General features: G+C 67.4%; 17 protein-coding genes and 1 pseudogene. 7 read left to right on the top strand and 11 right to left on the bottom strand.

All coding sequences use genetic code 11. The features are described from left to right. Positions 1-26: 26 nt before the first annotated feature. The 6 genes from A5651_RS08300 to A5651_RS08275 all read right to left on the bottom strand — a co-directional run bounded on the left by A5651_RS08300 (position 27) and on the right by A5651_RS08275 (position 5,598). Positions 27-617, bottom strand: coding sequence for a suppressor of fused domain protein (locus A5651_RS08300; protein ID WP_066978090.1), 591 nt, complete (start codon positions 615-617; stop codon positions 27-29). Beyond that, positions 614-1,795: an ABC transporter ATP-binding protein gene (locus tag A5651_RS08295; protein ID WP_066978087.1), complete on the bottom strand. Its 1,182-nt coding sequence runs from the start codon at positions 1,793-1,795 to the stop codon at positions 614-616. Before A5651_RS08295 ends, A5651_RS08300 begins: the two co-directional genes overlap by 4 nt. Positions 1,796-1,799: 4 nt before the next feature. Next, complete coding sequence (locus A5651_RS08290) at positions 1,800-2,636, bottom strand: carbohydrate ABC transporter permease (RefSeq protein WP_066978084.1); 837 nt, start codon at positions 2,634-2,636, stop codon at positions 1,800-1,802. A gap of 2 nt (positions 2,637-2,638) precedes the next feature. After that, positions 2,639-3,556 (bottom strand): carbohydrate ABC transporter permease, encoded by a 918-nt coding sequence (locus A5651_RS08285; RefSeq protein ID WP_066978081.1) that lies wholly within the window; start codon positions 3,554-3,556, stop codon positions 2,639-2,641. Then, on the bottom strand, positions 3,553-4,950 hold the full coding sequence (locus tag A5651_RS08280) for an ABC transporter substrate-binding protein (RefSeq protein WP_066978183.1): 1,398 nt from the start codon (positions 4,948-4,950) through the stop codon (positions 3,553-3,555). Before A5651_RS08280 ends, A5651_RS08285 begins: the two co-directional genes overlap by 4 nt. 120 nt (positions 4,951-5,070) lie before the next feature. Beyond that, a complete protein-coding gene (locus tag A5651_RS08275; protein ID WP_066978077.1) occupies positions 5,071-5,598 on the bottom strand; it encodes a general stress protein in 528 nt (175 codons plus the stop codon). A gap of 130 nt (positions 5,599-5,728) precedes the next feature. Between A5651_RS08275 and A5651_RS08270 the strand changes: the two genes are divergently transcribed. After that, positions 5,729-6,511 (top strand): DUF4190 domain-containing protein, encoded by a 783-nt coding sequence (locus A5651_RS08270; protein WP_066978074.1) that lies wholly within the window; start codon positions 5,729-5,731, stop codon positions 6,509-6,511. A gap of 11 nt (positions 6,512-6,522) precedes the next feature. Next, positions 6,523-6,966, top strand: coding sequence for a DUF4190 domain-containing protein (locus tag A5651_RS08265; protein WP_066978071.1), 444 nt, complete (start codon positions 6,523-6,525; stop codon positions 6,964-6,966). A gap of 10 nt (positions 6,967-6,976) precedes the next feature. Here A5651_RS08265 and A5651_RS08260 read toward each other — a convergent pair whose 3' ends face one another. After that, on the bottom strand, positions 6,977-7,936 hold the full coding sequence (locus tag A5651_RS08260; protein ID WP_156662726.1) for a CoA ester lyase: 960 nt from the start codon (positions 7,934-7,936) through the stop codon (positions 6,977-6,979). A gap of 25 nt (positions 7,937-7,961) precedes the next feature. Here A5651_RS08260 and A5651_RS08255 point away from each other — a divergent pair, with 25 nt between their 5' ends. From A5651_RS08255 to A5651_RS08240, 4 genes are all read left to right on the top strand, one after another. Beyond that, complete coding sequence (locus tag A5651_RS08255; RefSeq protein ID WP_066978065.1) at positions 7,962-9,254, top strand: magnesium transporter MgtE N-terminal domain-containing protein; 1,293 nt, start codon at positions 7,962-7,964, stop codon at positions 9,252-9,254. A 61-nt stretch (positions 9,255-9,315) separates the two neighbouring features. Then, positions 9,316-9,870 (top strand): DUF1003 domain-containing protein, encoded by a 555-nt coding sequence (locus tag A5651_RS08250; RefSeq protein ID WP_066978062.1) that lies wholly within the window; start codon positions 9,316-9,318, stop codon positions 9,868-9,870. Between the two features lie 85 nt (positions 9,871-9,955). Then, positions 9,956-11,305: a lytic transglycosylase domain-containing protein gene (locus A5651_RS08245; protein ID WP_082943646.1), complete on the top strand. Its 1,350-nt coding sequence runs from the start codon at positions 9,956-9,958 to the stop codon at positions 11,303-11,305. A gap of 56 nt (positions 11,306-11,361) precedes the next feature. After that, positions 11,362-12,504 carry an Mrp/NBP35 family ATP-binding protein gene (locus A5651_RS08240; protein ID WP_066978056.1) on the top strand — a complete coding sequence of 381 codons (1,143 nt, stop codon included), beginning with the start codon at positions 11,362-11,364 and terminating at the stop codon, positions 12,502-12,504. A 98-nt stretch (positions 12,505-12,602) separates the two neighbouring features. On the opposite strand, the gene tatB is transcribed toward A5651_RS08240, so the two are convergent. The 4 genes and pseudogenes from tatB to sigE all read right to left on the bottom strand — a co-directional run bounded on the left by tatB (position 12,603) and on the right by sigE (position 15,804). Continuing rightward, positions 12,603-12,992 carry a Sec-independent protein translocase protein TatB gene (gene tatB, locus A5651_RS08235; protein ID WP_066978052.1) on the bottom strand — a complete coding sequence of 130 codons (390 nt, stop codon included), beginning with the start codon at positions 12,990-12,992 and terminating at the stop codon, positions 12,603-12,605. Then, the gene (locus A5651_RS08230; protein WP_066978049.1) at positions 12,992-14,485 is read right to left on the bottom strand and encodes a S1C family serine protease; all 1,494 of its coding nucleotides are present in this window, start codon (positions 14,483-14,485) and stop codon (positions 12,992-12,994) included. Before A5651_RS08230 ends, tatB begins: the two co-directional genes overlap by 1 nt. 69 nt (positions 14,486-14,554) lie before the next feature. Continuing rightward, the gene (gene rseA, locus A5651_RS08225; RefSeq protein ID WP_066978180.1) at positions 14,555-14,950 is read right to left on the bottom strand and encodes an anti-sigma E factor RseA; all 396 of its coding nucleotides are present in this window, start codon (positions 14,948-14,950) and stop codon (positions 14,555-14,557) included. A gap of 39 nt (positions 14,951-14,989) precedes the next feature. Beyond that, positions 14,990-15,804 (bottom strand): annotated as a pseudogene (gene sigE / locus A5651_RS08220) (RNA polymerase sigma factor SigE). A 189-nt stretch (positions 15,805-15,993) separates the two neighbouring features. On the opposite strand from sigE, the gene A5651_RS08215 reads away from it, so the two are divergent. After that, positions 15,994-16,587 (top strand): O-methyltransferase (locus A5651_RS08215; RefSeq protein WP_066978177.1); only part of this gene is annotated, 594 nt, incomplete at its 3' end.

Raw genomic sequence — 16,587 nt, 5'->3', positions numbered from 1 at the left:
GGTGCTGGAATTCCGTTTCGCGGTTATCAACTGGGTGACGACGCCCGCCGGGCCGGGTCCAGCACGTCCACCCCGTCGGTCTGCCACGCCTCACGCATCGCCTCGGCACCCTTGAGCCGCACCCACGCCGCCTCCGTGGCGGTGATCGGGGTTGCGGAGAGCACTGCGACGGGATCGTAGGGCGCGGGCAGCGCGACGTCAGCAATGTCGCTGCGGCCCAACAGAAACGCGGTGAACGGGGCGCCGCTCCACAACGGCGTGCCCAGGTCGACCAACGCGTCGGGCACCAGCACCAGCCCCTCGACGGCGGGGGCGGCGGCGACCACGGCCACGCTTCGGGCCAGACCGGTCGGCGTCGGCCCACGCAAGGAGACCACCACCTCCGCGCGTGGGCCGCGGACCGGATCGGCGACCAGCTCGGCCGGGTCGGTCATCGGCTCGCGCGAACAGCCAAGGGACACATAGTGAACGACGCCCTCCAGCCCGGGACGATCGTCGGGCCCGAACCGCAGCACGTCGAACGACTGCGTGCCCAGGAACGTCACGCTGGCGGCGTCGGGTTCGGCGTCGAAATGCGCGCGCAGGTGGACGCGGACGGCTGCGAGGACGTCGCTCACTCCGGTGGGATGCTCAGGTTGGCGCCGGTGTCGGCGTCGAACAGGACCAGCTTGGTAGTGTCGGCGGCCAGCTCGACCGTCTGACCCGGCGTCACCTTCGATTCGGTGGAAACCCGTGCCACGAACTCGTTTTCCCCGACCCCGGAATCGGCGGCCAGCTCCGCCAGCTGCGCCGCGTGCGCTCCCGCACCCTCGGTCTTGAAGTGGATGTACTTGTCGGCGCCCAGCGATTCAACGAAATCGACGGTCACTTCGAACGTCACCGCGCGGATGCGTGCGTAGGTGTCGATCAGCGAGGCGTCGTCGATGTGTTCGGGCCGAATGCCCACGATGATGTTGTTGGGCTTGTTGTGCTGCGCGAGCACGTCCTGGGTTTCCTGGGTGAACATGACTTCCCCGAACGGCAGCTTGACGCCGAGATCGGTCAACGTCGCCGGGAAGAAGTTCATCGCGGGCGATCCGATGAACCCGGCGACGAACAGGTTGGCCGGCTTCGCATACAGCTCCTCGGGCGTGCCGATCTGCTGGGCTACGCCGGCCCGCAGGACGACAACACGGTCGCCGAGGGTCATCGCCTCGGTCTGATCGTGCGTCACGTAGACCGTGGTGGTGCCCAACCGATTCTGCAGACGCGCGATCTCTGCGCGCATCTGCACGCGCAGCTTCGCGTCGAGGTTCGACAGCGGCTCGTCCATCAGGAACGCCTTGGGATTACGCACGATGGCCCGCCCCATCGCGACGCGCTGACGCTGGCCGCCCGACAGCTGCGCCGGTTTGCGGTCCAGCAGCCCGGTCAGGTCGAGGATCTTCGCGGTCTCCTCCACCTTGGCGTTGATGTCGGCCTTCTTCATCTTGGCCAACGTCAACGGGAACGCGATGTTCTGGCGCACGGTCATGTGCGGGTAGAGCGCATAGGACTGAAACACCATCGCGATGTCGCGGTCCTTCGGCGCTTTCTCGTTCACCCGTTCGCCGCCGATGCGCAGCTCGCCCGAAGAGATTTCCTCAAGCCCCGCAATCATGTTCAGCGTCGTCGACTTGCCGCAGCCCGACGGGCCGACCAGGATGATGAACTCACCGTCGGCGATGGTGACCGACAGATCCTTTACGGCCAGCCGATCACCGTTGGCGCCGTCGGGGTAACTCTTTGTCACCCGGTCCAACACAATCTCGGCCATCGAACTATCCCTTCACCGCACCGGACGTCAGCCCGGCGACGATCCTTCGTTGGAAAATCAAGACAAAGATGATGATCGGCACCGTGATCACCATGGCACCCGCCGCAATCGATCCGGTCGGCTCCTCGAATTGCGAACTGCCGGTGAAGTTCGCGATCGCCACCGGCGCGGTGATGGCCCGCTGGGTGGCCGTCAGCGACAGCGCCAACAGCAGGTCGTTCCAGGCGAAGATGAACACCAGGATTGCGGCGGTGACGATGCCCGGCGCCGCCAGCGGAGCGATGACCTTGCGAAATGCCTGCGCCGGCGTGGCGCCGTCCATTTTCGCCGCCTTCTCCAGATCCCATGGGATCTCCCGGAAGAACGCCGACAACGTGTAGATGGCCAACGGCAGCGCGAACGTTATATACGGGATGATCAGGCCGGGCCACGTGTCGAACAGCCCGACACTGCGCCAGATGTTAAAGATCGGGGTCACCAGCGAGATCTGCGGGAACATCGCGATCAGCAGCGCCACGCCAATGAGCAGCCGCTTACCGGGAAAGTCCAACCGGGCCACCGCGTAGGCCGCCATGCCGCCGACGATCACCGCGATCACGGTGGTGATCAGCCCGATACCGATCGAGTTGATCAATGCCGAGCTGAAGATGTTTCCCCTGAAGATGCCCCGGTAGTTGTCGAAGGTGATCTGCGACGGAATCAGCTTGCCGTCCTTGACAGTTGACGTCGGCTTGAGCGACAGGCTGAGAATCCACAGTACCGGGAAGAGCGCGTACAGCACCACGATGACGTTGACGACCACCCAGCCCGTCGCCCGTCCGGCGCCGACACGTTCGCGCATGGTCAGCGCCTCTCCTCGTCCGACCCGGGAGCCGACGCGCCGAAGACCTTGATGTAGATGAACGCGATGATGGCGACCGACAGGAAGGTCAGCACGCTGATTGCCGAGCCCAGCCCGAGGTTGAACGCCCTGAACAGGTTGTCGTAGCCCAGGATCGACACCGAGCCGGTGTTGTTGGTGCCACCGGTCAGCACGTAGATGTTGTCGAAGATGCGGAACGCGTCGAGGGTGCGGAACAGCAGAGCTACCAGGATCGCCGGTTTGATCAGCGGCAGAATCACTTTGACCAACCGCTTCCACCCCCCGGCACCGTCGACCTGCGCGGCGTTGAGCAGATCCTGCGGCACCAACGCCAACCCGGCGAGCAGGAGCAGCGCCATGAACGGCGTCGTCTTCCATACTTCGGCCAGCACGACGATGGCCAGCGACGGAAGCTGTTCGGTCAACGGCGCGCTGCCCGTGGGTAGCAGATTGGCCAGATAACCCGTGCCCGGTGTCCACGCGTAATACCAGCTGTACGACGCGGCGACGGTGACGATGCCGTAGGGAATCAGGATCGCGGTGCGCACAACGCCTTTGCCGAAAATCGTCCGGTGCATGACCAGCGCCAGCGCCATACCCAACACGAATTCGATGGCGACCGATACGACGGTGATGCCGAGCGTGACCGCAAAGGCGGTCCACCAGTAACGGTCGGTCAGCACCGTGACGTAGTTGTCGAGACCGACGAACGCGGTGTCGTCGGGCGTCGCGAGGTTGTACCGCTGCAGGCTCAACCACACCGCGTACCCGACGGGATACGCCGTCACCGCCAGCATCAGTATCACGGCGGGCGCAATCAACACATAAGCCAGGCGGCGTTGCGATGTGCGGTCGTCGGTGCGGCCGGTCAACTGACCCGACGGCGCTGAGACGGTCATGGGATGAGGCCCTTACCGTCGATGGCTTTCTGCACCTGCTCGGCCAATACATCGGCCGTCCGCTGCGGGTCTATCGCGGTGATCGGCGCGAGCGTCGCCGAGATACGAGTAGACACCGCTTGATAATTCGGGGTGGCCGGCCGCACCGCGGCGTCGATGAGTTGCCGGCGGATGATGTCGTACTGCGGATAGCGGGCCTGGAACTGAGGGTCGTCATACAACGAAGCGCGCACCGCGGGCAGGCCGCCCTCGACCGAGGCGTAGCGCTGATTCTCCGGGCTGCGCAAACAGCGCACCGCCTCAAACGCTTCCGCCTTGTGCTGAGTGGTCTTTGCCACCGCGAGGTTGAGGCCACCGAGTGTCACCTTCGCCGGCTTGTCGGGCTGCACACGCGGATAGGACGCAAAACCGAAAACCTTCTTGCTGGCGTCGTAGGCGGCGCGGAACTGATCGTCCGACGGCGAGAACGTGCCGACGTCGTTGATGCTGTTCGCCAGATCCGGCCGCTTGTCGAGCGGCAGGAATTTCACGCCGCCTTTGACGGCGTTCTCCAGCATCGACGGCAACACGAAGGGCCAGTTGACTTCCAGTGCCGCATTGCCCTGCTCGAGCGCCAGCCGAGCGGTGCTTTCGTCGGTGCGGGTGATCGAGGGGTCGGCGCCGGGCGCGGTGGCCACGTTCTTGATGATTTGCAGTGCCTTCACCGTGGCCGCCCGATGCTCCGGGGTGTCGGTGAGGGTGGCTTTCTTGCCGTCCTCGGACACCACCTGGCCGCCGGCACTTTCCAACAGGGTGTTGAACCAGACCACCAGACCCTCGTATTGCTTGGCCTGCACGGCAATCCAACTCGGTTTGCCGCGGGCGTGCAGCTCGGTAGCCGTCGAGACCATCTGGTCCCACGTCGTCGGCGGCTCCGGCACGAGATCGGCCCGGTACCAGAGGATCTGCGTGTTCGTCGTGACCGGAGCGGCGTAGAGCCTGCCCTGCCACCGCGCCGTCTCGAGTGGTCCCGGCAACGTGTCGGTGGTCGCATCGGCATCGGCTCGTCCGGACGGATCATCGGACAGCGGCAGTATCCAACCCGCTTCGGCGAATTCGGGCGTCCACACCACGTCCATCGCCATCAGGTCGAGGGTCTTGTCGTCGCCGGTGAAGCGGCGGGCCAGTTGCAGCCGCTGTTCATCCGCGCTCTTGGGCAGGCTGATCTGCTTGATGGTGAATCGATCCGCGAACTGCTCATCACAGCGCTTGGCCAGCGCACTGAACGTCGCCAACTCGTTGGCCGATGTGTAGAGGTTGATGGTGATGCCGCCGCCGCCCGAGCCGCACGCCGTCGTCACGGACGCCGTCGTCGCGGCGACCAGCGCCGCGGCACACAGTCGACGTGCGCGCACACCCGCCTCCTGTCCGGTCCGATACCCGCCAGCACCGTAGAGCCAGCCGTGCATGGTTGGCAACACTTGTGGCGGCGCGTCGGTGGCCGCGGCACGATCGCGACCTGCTGCGAAGGGAGGCTAGATGGTCAAGCGCGCCAGCAGATCCCGGCCCCTCTCGGCGTTCTGGGGATCACACAGCACGTCGTAGCGGCCGGCGACGAGTTGCAAGGTGGAGCTGAAATCTCTTGTGCCGCGCGCCATCGCGTAGGGAATCGCGGACGTGATCAGGCCGAAGAAGATGCCCGCGACCAGCCCGGTGATCAGCGATGCCCACGGGTTCTCGCTGAAGAATCCCAGCAGCAGACCGATGAACAGACCCAGCCAGGCGCCGGTAATGACGCCGCCGCCGAGCACCTTGGGCCAGGTGAGCCGTCCGGTCACCCGTTCGACCTGCATCAGGTCGACGCCGACGATCGTCACCTGCTGAACCGGGAATTGCTGATCGGACAGGTAGTCCACCGCGCGCTGCGCTTCCGCGTACGTCGGATACGAGCCGATCGGCCACCCCTTCGGCGGGGTCGGCAGGGCGCCGGGGCCCCGCGGTGTTGGCGTCGGCGCGCCAGGCCTCGCTCCAGGAGTCTGTCCGGGTTGGAAGGGACTGGTCATCGGTCCTCATTCTCCTCTGGTTCGTGCCCTGAATTGCTTCGGTCACAAACCCTCAACGATTCGGCTCCGGCGTTCGTGCCCTGCGTCCACTCCGGCCACGAGTACCTGCACATACGCTAGGTTGAACAGCATGACAAATCCGGGCGGGGACTCCTCCGAAACGCCATCATCCGACTCGGGCTCGGCCGCGTCGGAGCCGTCATCGGGCGCCCACGAGGCACCGCCGATCGAGCAGTCGCAGCCACAGGCTGCCACCGAGCAGTTCACGCCGCCCGCCGCGCCGACAGAGCAGTTCGTTCAGCCGGGGTACACGCCGCCGTCGAGCGGTTATGAGCCGCCGTCGGGATATCAGGCGCCCGGTTACCAGCAACCGGGTTATCAGCAGCCCACCTACCAGCCGCCCGGGGAGTATCAGCAGGGCGGCTACCAGCCGCAGGCCTATCCCGGATCGCCGGCTTATCCACCACCGCCGCCCGGCTACCCGACGCCGGGCGTGCAGCAGCCCGGAACCCAGCCCGGCTATCCCCCGCCCTATCCCGATCCCTCGGCGTTCGGCGGACAGCAGAACTACGGCGCACAGTCCTATCCGCCACCGCCGCCCTCGCCGTACGGCGGCTCAACGGGTTATCCGCCGTCGTATTCGCCGACTGGCTATCCAGGTGGGTACGGCGATGGCTACGGGCAGCCGCAACCCGAGACGAACCAGTTGGCGATCTGGTCGCTGGTGGCGTCGCTGATCGGGATCCTGTGCACGCTCGGGTCACTCGTGGGAATCGGCCTCGGGGTGGTCGCCCTCAACCAGATCAAAGAGCGGCGCCAGGGCGGCCACGGACTGGCGATTGCGGGCATCGCCGTCGGCGTCGCAACGCTGATCATCAGCGTCATCTGGACTGTGTTCGCGCTCAGCGGCTGACGTGACGTGACGTGAGCGTGCCGCCCGAGCAGCCGTACCGCGGCGGGGAATTCCCGCGGTTGGAGGAAGCGCCGCAACAGCCGGATCCCTATGCGCCCATCGACTATCCGACGGGCTATCCCCCGTTGCCGCCTCCGGTCTACCCGCCGGCCGCAACCTACCCGGGCTATCCGCCGTATGACCCCTACCGGCCCGGTAAGCCGCTCGGAACCAACGGCAAGGCGATCGGCGCGTTGGTCGCCTCGCTGGCAGGCCTGATGTTCTGCGGGCTGCCCTCGATCGCCGGCCTGATTTTGGGCATCATCGCGATGCGTGAATGCCGACGAACCGGCCAGGACGGCTACGGTCTGGCGTTGGCGGGCACCATCGTCGGCGCAGTGGTCACGGCGTTGATCGCGCTGTACCTGATCTTCGTCATCGCCGTCACAGCGAGCGGATTCTCCTACGCTCCATAGGTTTTCGCGGCTAGCTCCTCGGCGGCTGGAACCGCTCCCCTTGACGGGTCAAGCCCGCGGCGCGGCCCTTTCCGGCGATCACCAACGCCATCTTGCGGCTGGCCTCGTCGATCATCTCGTCGCCCAGCATCACCGCGCCGCGCGCCCCGCCGGCGCGTGAGGTGTGCCATTCATAGGCCTCGAGGATCAGCTCCGCGTGGTCGTAGTCGGCCTGTCGCGGGCTGAACAGGTCGTTGCCCGCGGCGACCTGGTCGGGGTGCAACACCCACTTGCCGTCGTAACCCAATGCCGCCGAGCGGCCGGCAACGCGCCGGAACGCGTCGACGTCGCGCACCTTGAGGTACGGCCCGTCGATCGCGAGTACACCGTGGGTGCGGGCGGCGATCAGGATGCGCATCAAGACGTAGTGGTGCGCGTCGCCGACGTCGTAGCCTTCGGGCTGCTCACCGACCTCCAGCGTGCGCATGTTCAAGCTGGCCGCCATGTCCGCAGGCCCGAGCACCAACGCCTGCACACGTGGGGCAGCGGCGATCGCGTCGATGTTGGTCAGCCCCTGCGCGTTTTCGATCTGCGCCTCGATGCCGATTCGGCCGACCTCGAGGCCGTGCGTCGTCTCCAGCTGTGTCAGCAGCAGATCAAGCGCGGTGATGTGGGACGCGTCGGTCACCTTCGGCACCACGATGATGTCGAGGCATGCGCCCGCGGTGGACACCACCTCGATGGTGTCAGCGTAGGTCCACGGCGTCGTCCAGTCGTTCACCCGCACGCCCCGCAGCTGGCCCGCCCAGCCGGAATCGGCCAGCGCCGTGGCCACCCGCGTGCGGGCCTCCTCCTTGGCATCCGGGGCGACGGCGTCCTCAAGATCGAGGAACACCTCGTCGGCGGGCAGCGTCTTGGCCTTCTCGATCATCTTGGCGCTGCTGCCGGGTACGGAAAGGATCGTTCGGCGGGGTCGATACCGGTTTTCCACAACCACACTCTCTACCCTTTGAGTCATGGCGGTGAACAGGGTCTACGCGGCGCGACTCGCGGGATTGGTGGTCCTTGGCCCCGACGGCGAGTCCATCGGCCGTATCCGCGACGTGGTGATCAGCATCAGCATCGTCCGCCATCAACCGCGGGTGCTCGGCCTCGTCGTCGAACTGCTGACCCGCCGCAGGATCTTCGTGCCGATCGGCCGGGTCACCGCCATCGATCCGAGTGCCGTCACGCTGACGACAGCAAACGTCTCGCTGCGCCGGTTCTCGCAGCGGCCGGGCGAGGTGCTGGTTCTCGGCGAGGTGATCGAGACGCGCGTCCGCGTCGATGACCCCGGCCTGCCTGAGCTCGCCGGCGTCGACGTGGTTGTGGTCGACCTCGGCATCGAGCAGAGCCGCACCCGTGACTGGCTGGTCACCAAGGTTGCGGTGCGACCGTTGCCGCGCCGGCTGGGCCGCCGCAGGAACATCGACGTCGTCGACTGGCACACCGTGCACGGCCTCACGCCGTCGGGGCTGGCGATGCCTGGACAGGGCGTGGCCCAGCTGCTCGAGCAGTTCGAGGGCCAGCGCCCGATCGAGGTGGCCGAGGCGATTCGCGAGCTGTCCGACAAACGCCGTTTCGAGGTGGTGCGCGCCCTCGACGACGAGCGTCTCGCCGACGTGCTGCAGGAGCTGCCCGAAGACGAGCAGGCCAACATGTTGCGTCAGCTCGAACCCGAACGCGCCGCCGACGTTCTCGAGGCGATGGATCCGGACGACGCCGCCGACCTGCTGGGCACCATGACGCCCGCCGACGCCGAATTGTTCCTGCGCCGAATGGATCCCGAGGACTCCGAGGACGTGCGACGGTTGCTGGCCCACTCCCCCGACACCGCGGGCGGCCTGATGACCTCCGAGCCCGTGGCGATCGCGCCGGACACCACGGTGGCCGAGGCCCTGGCCCGGGTGCGCGATCCCGACCTCACCCCCGCACTGGCCTCGCTGGTGTTCGTGGTGCGCCCGCCGACGGCCACGCCGACCGGGCGCTACCTGGGCTGCGTGCATCTGCAGCGGCTGCTGCGGGAGCCTCCTGCGGCGCTCGTCGGTGGCATGCTCGACACCGATCTGCCCAGCCTCAGCGCCGAGGACCCGCTGACGGCGGTCACCCGCTATTTCGCTGCCTACAATCTGGTCTGCGGTCCGGTTGTCGACGAGGAGAACCACCTGCTGGGGGCGGTATCGGTCGACGACGTGCTCGACCATCTGCTGCCCGATGACTGGCGGGAACGCGAGGAACCCGAAATGACGGGCGTGGAGGGCAGCGCATGAGCGAAGCTTGCGAGCGAATCATGGTTGTTGAATGCGCTGGCCTCGCACACGAGGGCAGCGCATGAGCGAGGTGACGGCGCGTCAGCGGCTCGACACCCCACGGACGTCGAGCCGCCGGTTCGCCTTCAACGTCGACGCCGAGGCGGTCGGCCAGTTCAGCGAATCCATTGCCCGATTCCTGGGCACCGGGCGCTATCTGCTGTGGCAGACCATCATCGTCATCGTCTGGATCGCACTGAACCTCTTCGCCGTCGGCCTGCGCTGGGACCCGTACCCGTTCATCCTGCTCAACCTGGCCTTTTCCACCCAGGCCGCCTACGCGGCGCCGCTCATCCTGCTGGCGCAGAACCGGCAGGAGAACCGCGACCGGGTGGCACTGGAAGAGGACCGGCGGCGGGCCGAGCAGACCAAGGCCGACACCGAGTATCTGGCGCGCGAACTGGCGGCGCTTCGGCTGGCCGTCGGCGAGGTGGCCACCCGTGATTACCTGCGCCGCGAGCTCGACGAACTGCGTGACCTATTGCATGAAATGAGGCCCGCCGAGGCGGCCGACGGGGGCCATGATGGCTCCGGCAAATCCCACTCCGGCGACCGTCGCTCGAAACGACTGGGTTAATCCAGCTCAGGCATTGTCGTCACACCGCTCGTTCCGAGTAGGTATGGTGACTTGGTTCACAAGCCATCGACGCTAGGACGGTTGAGTGCACATAGGGGGAGGGGCCGCGCTCGAGGCAGTGCGGCGACGCGCTGCGCGGGTAATGCGGTCGCCCGCCCTCGGCATTGTGGCGATCACCCCGGTTGTCTTTGCGGGAGCGGTCGCGGGGTCGCCGGCATCGACGGCGCCCGTACGTGATTCAGCGGTGACGCCGCTTGCGGCGGTGGCCCCGTCGCCGATCAATCCGCACGGCGCTTCCGTCGTCGCGATCACCAAGACGCCGACACCGTTCCACATCGCCTCGGCCGCAGGCATATCCGGTCCGTTGCCCTCGGCTGTCGTGAGTTCGCCTGGCACCCTTCGCATTCCGATGATCTCGTTGAATGCCTATCAGAACGCTGAACGCATGATGGCCGCCTCGTACCCGGGCTGCGGCATCAGCTGGAACCTGCTGGCAGGCATCGGACGGATCGAGTCGATGCACGCCAACGGCGGAGCCACCGACGCGTCGGGCTCCGCGGTGCGTCCCATCTACGGGCCCACTCTCGACGGCACGCTGCCCGGCAACGAGGTCATCGAGATGAGCCGCGTCGCCAACCGGGTGACCTACGCACGCGCCATGGGGCCGATGCAGTTCCTGCCGGGCACCTGGTCGCGCTACGCGTCCGACGGCAACGGCGACGGCAAGGCCGACGTGCAGAACGTGTTCGACGCCAGCCTCGCGGCGGCGCGCTACCTGTGCAGCGGCGGCCTGAACCTGCGGGACCAGTCCCAGGTGATGACGGCGATCCTGCGCTACAACAACTCGATGGCCTACGCCCAGAACGTGTTGGGCTGGGCGGCGGCATACGCAACGGGCGTCGTGCCGATCGATCTGCCGCCGATCACGGGGCCGATCCCGCCCATCGCCGACGCTCACCTGGACAACTACCAGGGCCTGGGCCCCGGCCTGCCGATGAACGTGCTCGGGCTGCCGGCCAACGATCCGCTTGCGCTGGTCCCCCTCGCCGATATGAGCCGCACGGACGTGGCCAGCCAGATGCAACCCAACGGGCAGGTCTTCGGGCCGCTGCCCGGGCCTGCGGAGGCGGGGGCGCCTGCGGTCACTCAGCCGGGCCCGCCGCAGAGCCTGCCGCCGTGGATGCCGCAACCGCCGCAGCAGAACTGCGCGGTGTTCTGCCTCGGCACGAACCCGCCCGCTTCTGTGCAGCCGCAGCTGCCGCCGGAAGCGCTGCCGCCGGGCGTCGTCCCGCCACCCGCTGCGCCGGCCCCGCTCGCGCCGGGCCCTGCCGCGGAATTCGCGCCGACCTCGCCCGCGCCGGCTGCCGAAGCGCCGGCCACACCGACGCCGATCGGGCCGCAGGGCGTGGGACCGGCCCCCGGCCCGGCCTCCTGACCTGACGACCGCCGCGCGCGAAGAGGTTCCGTAGACGCCGCCTACACTCGGCGGTGATGTCACAACGTTCAACGGAGCTGGAAGCCGCGGTCCGCGCCGGGCTCGCCAAGGTGATCGATCCCGAGTTACGCAGGCCGATCACTGAGCTCGGCATGGTCAAAAGCGTCGCCGTCGCCCCCGACGGTGCCGTGCATGTCGCGGTGTACCTCACCACCGCGGCGTGCCCGAAGAAGACGGAGATCTCCGAGCGGGTGACCGCCGCGGTCGCCGACGTGCCGGGCACCGGGGCCGTGACGGTCAACCTGGACGTCATGAGCGACGAGCAACGCACCGAACTACGCAAGCAATTGCGGGGTGACGCGCGCGAGCCCGTCATCCCGTTCGCCCAGCCCGGCTCACTGACCCGGGTGTATGCCGTCGCATCGGGCAAGGGCGGGGTCGGCAAGTCGAGCGTGACGGTCAACCTCGCCGCGGCGATGGCCACCCGCGGGCTGTCGGTCGGCGTGCTCGACGCCGACATCTACGGGCACTCGGTCCCGCGGATGATGGGCACGACGGAACGGCCCACTCAGGTCGAGTCGATGATCATCCCGCCGATCGCCCACGAGGTGCGGGTGATCTCGATCGCCCAGTTCACCCAGGGCAACACGCCGGTGGTGTGGCGCGGACCGATGCTGCACCGCGCCCTTCAGCAATTCTTGGCCGACGTCTACTGGGGCGACCTGGACGTCTTGTTGCTCGACTTGCCACCGGGCACCGGCGACGTCGCCATCTCGGTCGCGCAACTGATCCCCGGCGCGGAGATCCTCGTCGTGACGACGCCGCAGCTCGCCGCGGCCGAGGTCGCCGAGCGGGCGGGTGCGATCGCGTTGCAGACCCGTCAGCGCATCGTGGGTGTGGTCGAGAACATGTCGGGGCTGGTGCTGCCCGACGGGACGACCATGCAAGTGTTTGGCGAGGGCGGTGGCCGCCAGGTCGCCGACCGGTTGACGCGGGCCGTCGGCGCGGACGTGCCGCTACTGGGCCAGGTCCCGTTGGACCCGGCGCTGGTCGCCGCGGGCGACTCGGGGGTGCCGCTGGTGTTGAGCGCGCCGGATTCGGCCGCCGGCAAGGAGCTGCGGAGCATCGCCGACGCCCTGTCCAGCCGCAAACGCGGGCTGGCGGGCATGTCGCTGGGCTTGGATCCGGCCGGCCGCTAGATCGTCCGCGAAACGGAATCCTCGCACCGCTCCACTCGCAATTTGCGTGCTGGAATAATGTTTCGCGCCGAGATGCGCCGAGATGCGCCTAGGTGCGCTCAGGTGGCGTCGGTGTCGAACGGCGTCGACAACGGCTTCGGCGGCGCCTTCTGCGTCGGCTCGGCCGGGGGCGGTGGTTGTGGTGTGGTGCGCTGGTCGAACTTGCCGGTGAAGATCGAGTCGTCGCCGTCGAGCAGGTGCTTGGTCAACGCGGCGCGCGGCGTCATGCCCCGCAGCTTCTGCAGCTCGCTCAGCGGTTCGCGGAGGTCATCGAACTCGGGGCCCAGATCCTCCCGCAGCTGTCTGGTCGCCCCGCTGATGTAATCGCGGGCCTGGCGCAGCGCATCAGAGGTCCAGCGGATGGCGCCGGGCAGCCGCTCCGGCCCGAGGATCACCAAACCGGCGATCACCAGGAGCAGCATCTCGCCCCAGCCGACGTTGGCGAACATCAGGTGCTGTTGTCGGAGCCGGGGTTCACGGTAAGCGTCACATGGCGGCCGTCGCGCACCACCTCGACGGGCGCGTCCTGGCCGATCTTCAACTGCCGCACCGCCACCACGAACTCGTCGGCATCGGCGACCGTGCGGTTGCCGATCTTGACGACGACATCGTTTTCGAGGATGCCCGCCTTCTCCGCCGGGCCGCCAGCCTTGACGTTGGCCACCTGCGCGCCCGACGCGAGGTCGTTGCTCACCGAGCGCGCCGTCAGACCCAACGTCGGATGGGCGATCTTGCCGTCCTTGATCAGTCCCTCGACGACAGTCTTGACCTCGTTGACCGGGATCGCGAACCCGAGGCCACTGGCACTGTCCGACAACGATTTTCCGGCGGTGTTGATGCCGATGACGTCGGAGTTCATGTTGATCAGCGGGCCACCGGAGTTTCCGTGGTTGATCGAGGCGTCGGTCTGCACGCCGTCGATCACGGTGTCGGTGTCGGAACCGTCGCCCGACAGCGGGACGGGCCGGTGCAGCGCGCTGATGATTCCGTGGGTGACGGTGCTGCGCAAGCCCAGCGGCGCACCCGCAGCGATGACTTCGTCGCCGACGTGCAGTTTGTCGGAGTCGCCGAGGCGGGCCACGCTCAGGTTGTCGACGTTGTCCACCTTGAGCACGGCCAGGTCGGTCTTCGGGTCGCGGCCGACGAGGTTGGCCGGTACCTCCTTGCCGTCGTTGAACACCACAGACAGCTTGTACTGGCTGGGATTGGTGGCGGCCTCGGAGATCACGTGGTTGTTGGTGACGATGTAACCGCGGCCGTCGATGACGACGCCCGAGCCCTGGGCGCCCTCGTTGTCACCGACGGCTTCGATCGTGACGACCGAATCGGCCACGGCAGCAGCTACTTTCGCGAAGCGGCCTTCGGGCTGCTCGGAGCCGGCGTCGGTGTTCAGGGTGACTTTTGACGTGGTGAACGCCTCGACCACCTCTGCGGTCTTGCGGCCCACCCAACCGCCGGCGAATCCGATCACCAGCGCGATGATCGCCAGCACGGCCAGTGCGACGTAGGAGACCCGGCCGCCGAACAACACGTCCCGCACGCCGAGCTTGCCGACGTTGGCAGCCGCGGGCATCGGCGCGGGAGCGGGCACTGCGGGGGTACCGAGAGCCGCGGCGGCACCAGGATCGCGCCACGGATCGTCGGGCTCCTGCGGCTGCTCCCGTTCGCGCTCCGCCTCCAACGCTCCAATGTCGGCGGGATGACGTTGCAGAGAATCACCACGGCCGTTGGGCCGCCCGAACGCCTCCTTCAAAACGGGATCGGGTGGCTGGTTGGTCGGGGTGAACTCGCCTTGGTCGCGATAGCGGTCCGCGCCGACGAAGGAGCCGTCGACGCCTTCAGGCCTGCCGAAAGCCCGGGTGGTGGACGGGTCGACCGGCGGCCGCATGACAGGGCGGGGCGCGACCCGTTGGCTACCTTCGGTCTGGTCCTGCTTGGTCACCCGTGTATCACTCTCTATGTGGTCGCCGCTGTCCGCCGGCGCGCGTCGGTGCTTGGATTGTCGTCCACATTACCGGCGCTTGCGCCGGCCGCGGATGGTGTCGTCAGCAAAATGAGATTGGTCATCGTTGCCGGCCTGAAGATGGGCCGTGTCCTGGGGAATTTGCGACAGAAGGCCCAGCAGCGAGGTGGGGATGGCAATCGGCCGCGAATCCCGCAACGCCGCGCGGGCCTGGCGCTGGGCCTCGACTTCTGCGACACATTGCGTGCACAGCGAAAGGTGATGGGCGGCGCGCAGATGTGCGGTCATCCGCAGCTCACCGTCGACATAGGCGGCGATGGCTTCGGTGGACAGGTGCTCGGTGGAACCGAACTCGCGCGGCCCCACCGGTGCGTCACTCTGCGAGGCGAACTGAGCGGGCAGCCATGAGAACGCGCGACGGAACACATGTCCCGGGTCGGCCATCACCCGCTCCTCTCGATGCATCACCAGCGCGACAGACATTTACTTACTTGAATGTAGCGCGGGACCCGATGCCCGACACCTGTGAATGGTCAGGCAGACCTGGCCGTGTCCTCGCAATGGCGCGCCAAGTAGTCCCGCAGCGCCTGCCTGCCCCGGTGGATACGCGAGCGCACGGTCCCGAGCTTCACGCCCAGGGTGGCGCCGATCTCCTCGTAGGACAAGCCTTCGATGTCGCACAGCACGACCGCGGCGCGGAACTCGGGCGGCAGCGAATCGAGCGCGGCCTGCAGGTCAGGTCCGAGCCGCGAATCGTGGTAGATCTCTTCCGGGTTGGGCTCGTCGGCGGGCACCCGGTCGTAGTCCTCGGGCAACGCCTCCATGCGGATGCGGCCACGCCGGCGGACCATGTCCAGAAACAGGTTGGTGGTGATGCGGTGCAGCCAACCCTCGAAGGTGCCGGGCTGGTAGTTCTGCACCGACCGGAACACCCGGATGAACGTCTCCTGGGTGAGATCCTCGGCGTCGTGCTGATTGCCCGACAGCCGATAGGCCAGCCGATACACCCGGTCGGCGTGTTGACGCACCAACTCATCCCAAGAGGGCATCGCCGACTTGTCGCCGGTGGCGTCGAAGATCGCGGTGCCCTGTGGCTCGTCGGACGACTCGACCCATTCGCCATCGGTGTAGCGCTCGAGGTGCGGCATGGAAACGGGCGCCAGATGGGGCGCCGTGACGGTTGTGCTCGTCGGATCCTCCAGGTCACAGCGTTCACCGCTTGTCGGGAACGCGACAGTCGCGGCAACACGACGATCGACAGAGTTATTCCCAGAGCGCCAGCGTCCGCCGTGTTCCATGCGACATACCTTTTCCGACCGTCGTGTGGTGGGCATATGAGCTAACTGAACTTTCCCTGAGAAACCCCGCTGTACCCCGTTCCTGCCCGCTTTAACCAGCGAAAATCATCGGTTGGCCGCGGGATTTCGACGTTGCCGTACGGGCGTGTCGCGGTGGTGAGCGTTTGCGCACCGCTCTACGCTGCGGGCATGGCCGATGCCCCGGTGAGCCAGAGCCAGCCCAGCCGCGCCGAGTCGATCGTCAATCACGCCGAGCATTCGATCTCCGAGGACGCCATCGTTGCGGCGGCGCGCGATCGCGCGGTCGAGACGGGTGCGGGCGCCGTCACCCCTGCGGTCGGGGCGTTGCTCAGCGTGCTGGCCAAGCTCAGCGGCGCAAAGACCGTCGTCGAGGTCGGCACCGGCGCCGGGGTGAGCGGATTGTGGCTGCTGTCGGGGATGCGTCACGACGGCGTGCTGACGACGATCGACGTCGAACCCGAACATCAGCGGCTGGCCAAGCAGGCGTTCAACGAGGCCGGGATCGGGCCGTCGCGCACCCGGCTGATCAGCGGCCGCGCCCAGGAAGTGCTCACCCGGCTGGCCGACGAGTCCTACGACCTGGTGTTCATCGACGCCGATCCCCTCGACCAGCCGGACTTCGTCGTCGAGGGGGTGCGCTTGCTGCGCCCGGGCGGGGTGATCATCGTGCACCGCGCCGCGTTGGGCGGCCGCGCCGGCGACGCGAATGCCCGCGACGCCGAGGTCACCGCGGTGCGCGAAGCGGCCCGGTTGATCGCCGAG

The sequence above is a fragment of the Mycobacterium sp. 1274761.0 genome, assembly GCF_001668615.1.
GTDB lineage: Bacteria > Actinomycetota > Actinomycetes > Mycobacteriales > Mycobacteriaceae > Mycobacterium.
This window is presented reverse-complemented; position numbering and strand designations above follow the sequence as displayed.

Excerpts from the sequence above, each read along its gene's own strand:
- A5651_RS08295 (WP_066978087.1), bottom strand. The coding sequence starts at position 1,795 with ATGGCCGAGATTGTGTTGGACCGGGTGACAAAGAGTTACCCCGACGGC.
- A5651_RS08290 (WP_066978084.1), bottom strand. The coding sequence starts at position 2,636 with ATGCGCGAACGTGTCGGCGCCGGACGGGCGACGGGCTGGGTGGTCGTC.
- A5651_RS08285 (WP_066978081.1), bottom strand. The coding sequence starts at position 3,556 with ATGACCGTCTCAGCGCCGTCGGGTCAGTTGACCGGCCGCACCGACGAC.
- A5651_RS08275 (WP_066978077.1), bottom strand. The coding sequence starts at position 5,598 with ATGACCAGTCCCTTCCAACCCGGACAGACTCCTGGAGCGAGGCCTGGC.
- A5651_RS08270 (WP_066978074.1), top strand. The coding sequence starts at position 5,729 with ATGACAAATCCGGGCGGGGACTCCTCCGAAACGCCATCATCCGACTCG.
- A5651_RS08255 (WP_066978065.1), top strand. The coding sequence starts at position 7,962 with ATGGCGGTGAACAGGGTCTACGCGGCGCGACTCGCGGGATTGGTGGTC.
- A5651_RS08250 (WP_066978062.1), top strand. The coding sequence starts at position 9,316 with ATGAGCGAGGTGACGGCGCGTCAGCGGCTCGACACCCCACGGACGTCG.
- A5651_RS08240 (WP_066978056.1), top strand. The coding sequence starts at position 11,362 with ATGTCACAACGTTCAACGGAGCTGGAAGCCGCGGTCCGCGCCGGGCTC.
- tatB (WP_066978052.1), bottom strand. The coding sequence starts at position 12,992 with ATGTTCGCCAACGTCGGCTGGGGCGAGATGCTGCTCCTGGTGATCGCC.
- rseA (WP_066978180.1), bottom strand. The coding sequence starts at position 14,950 with ATGGCCGACCCGGGACATGTGTTCCGTCGCGCGTTCTCATGGCTGCCC.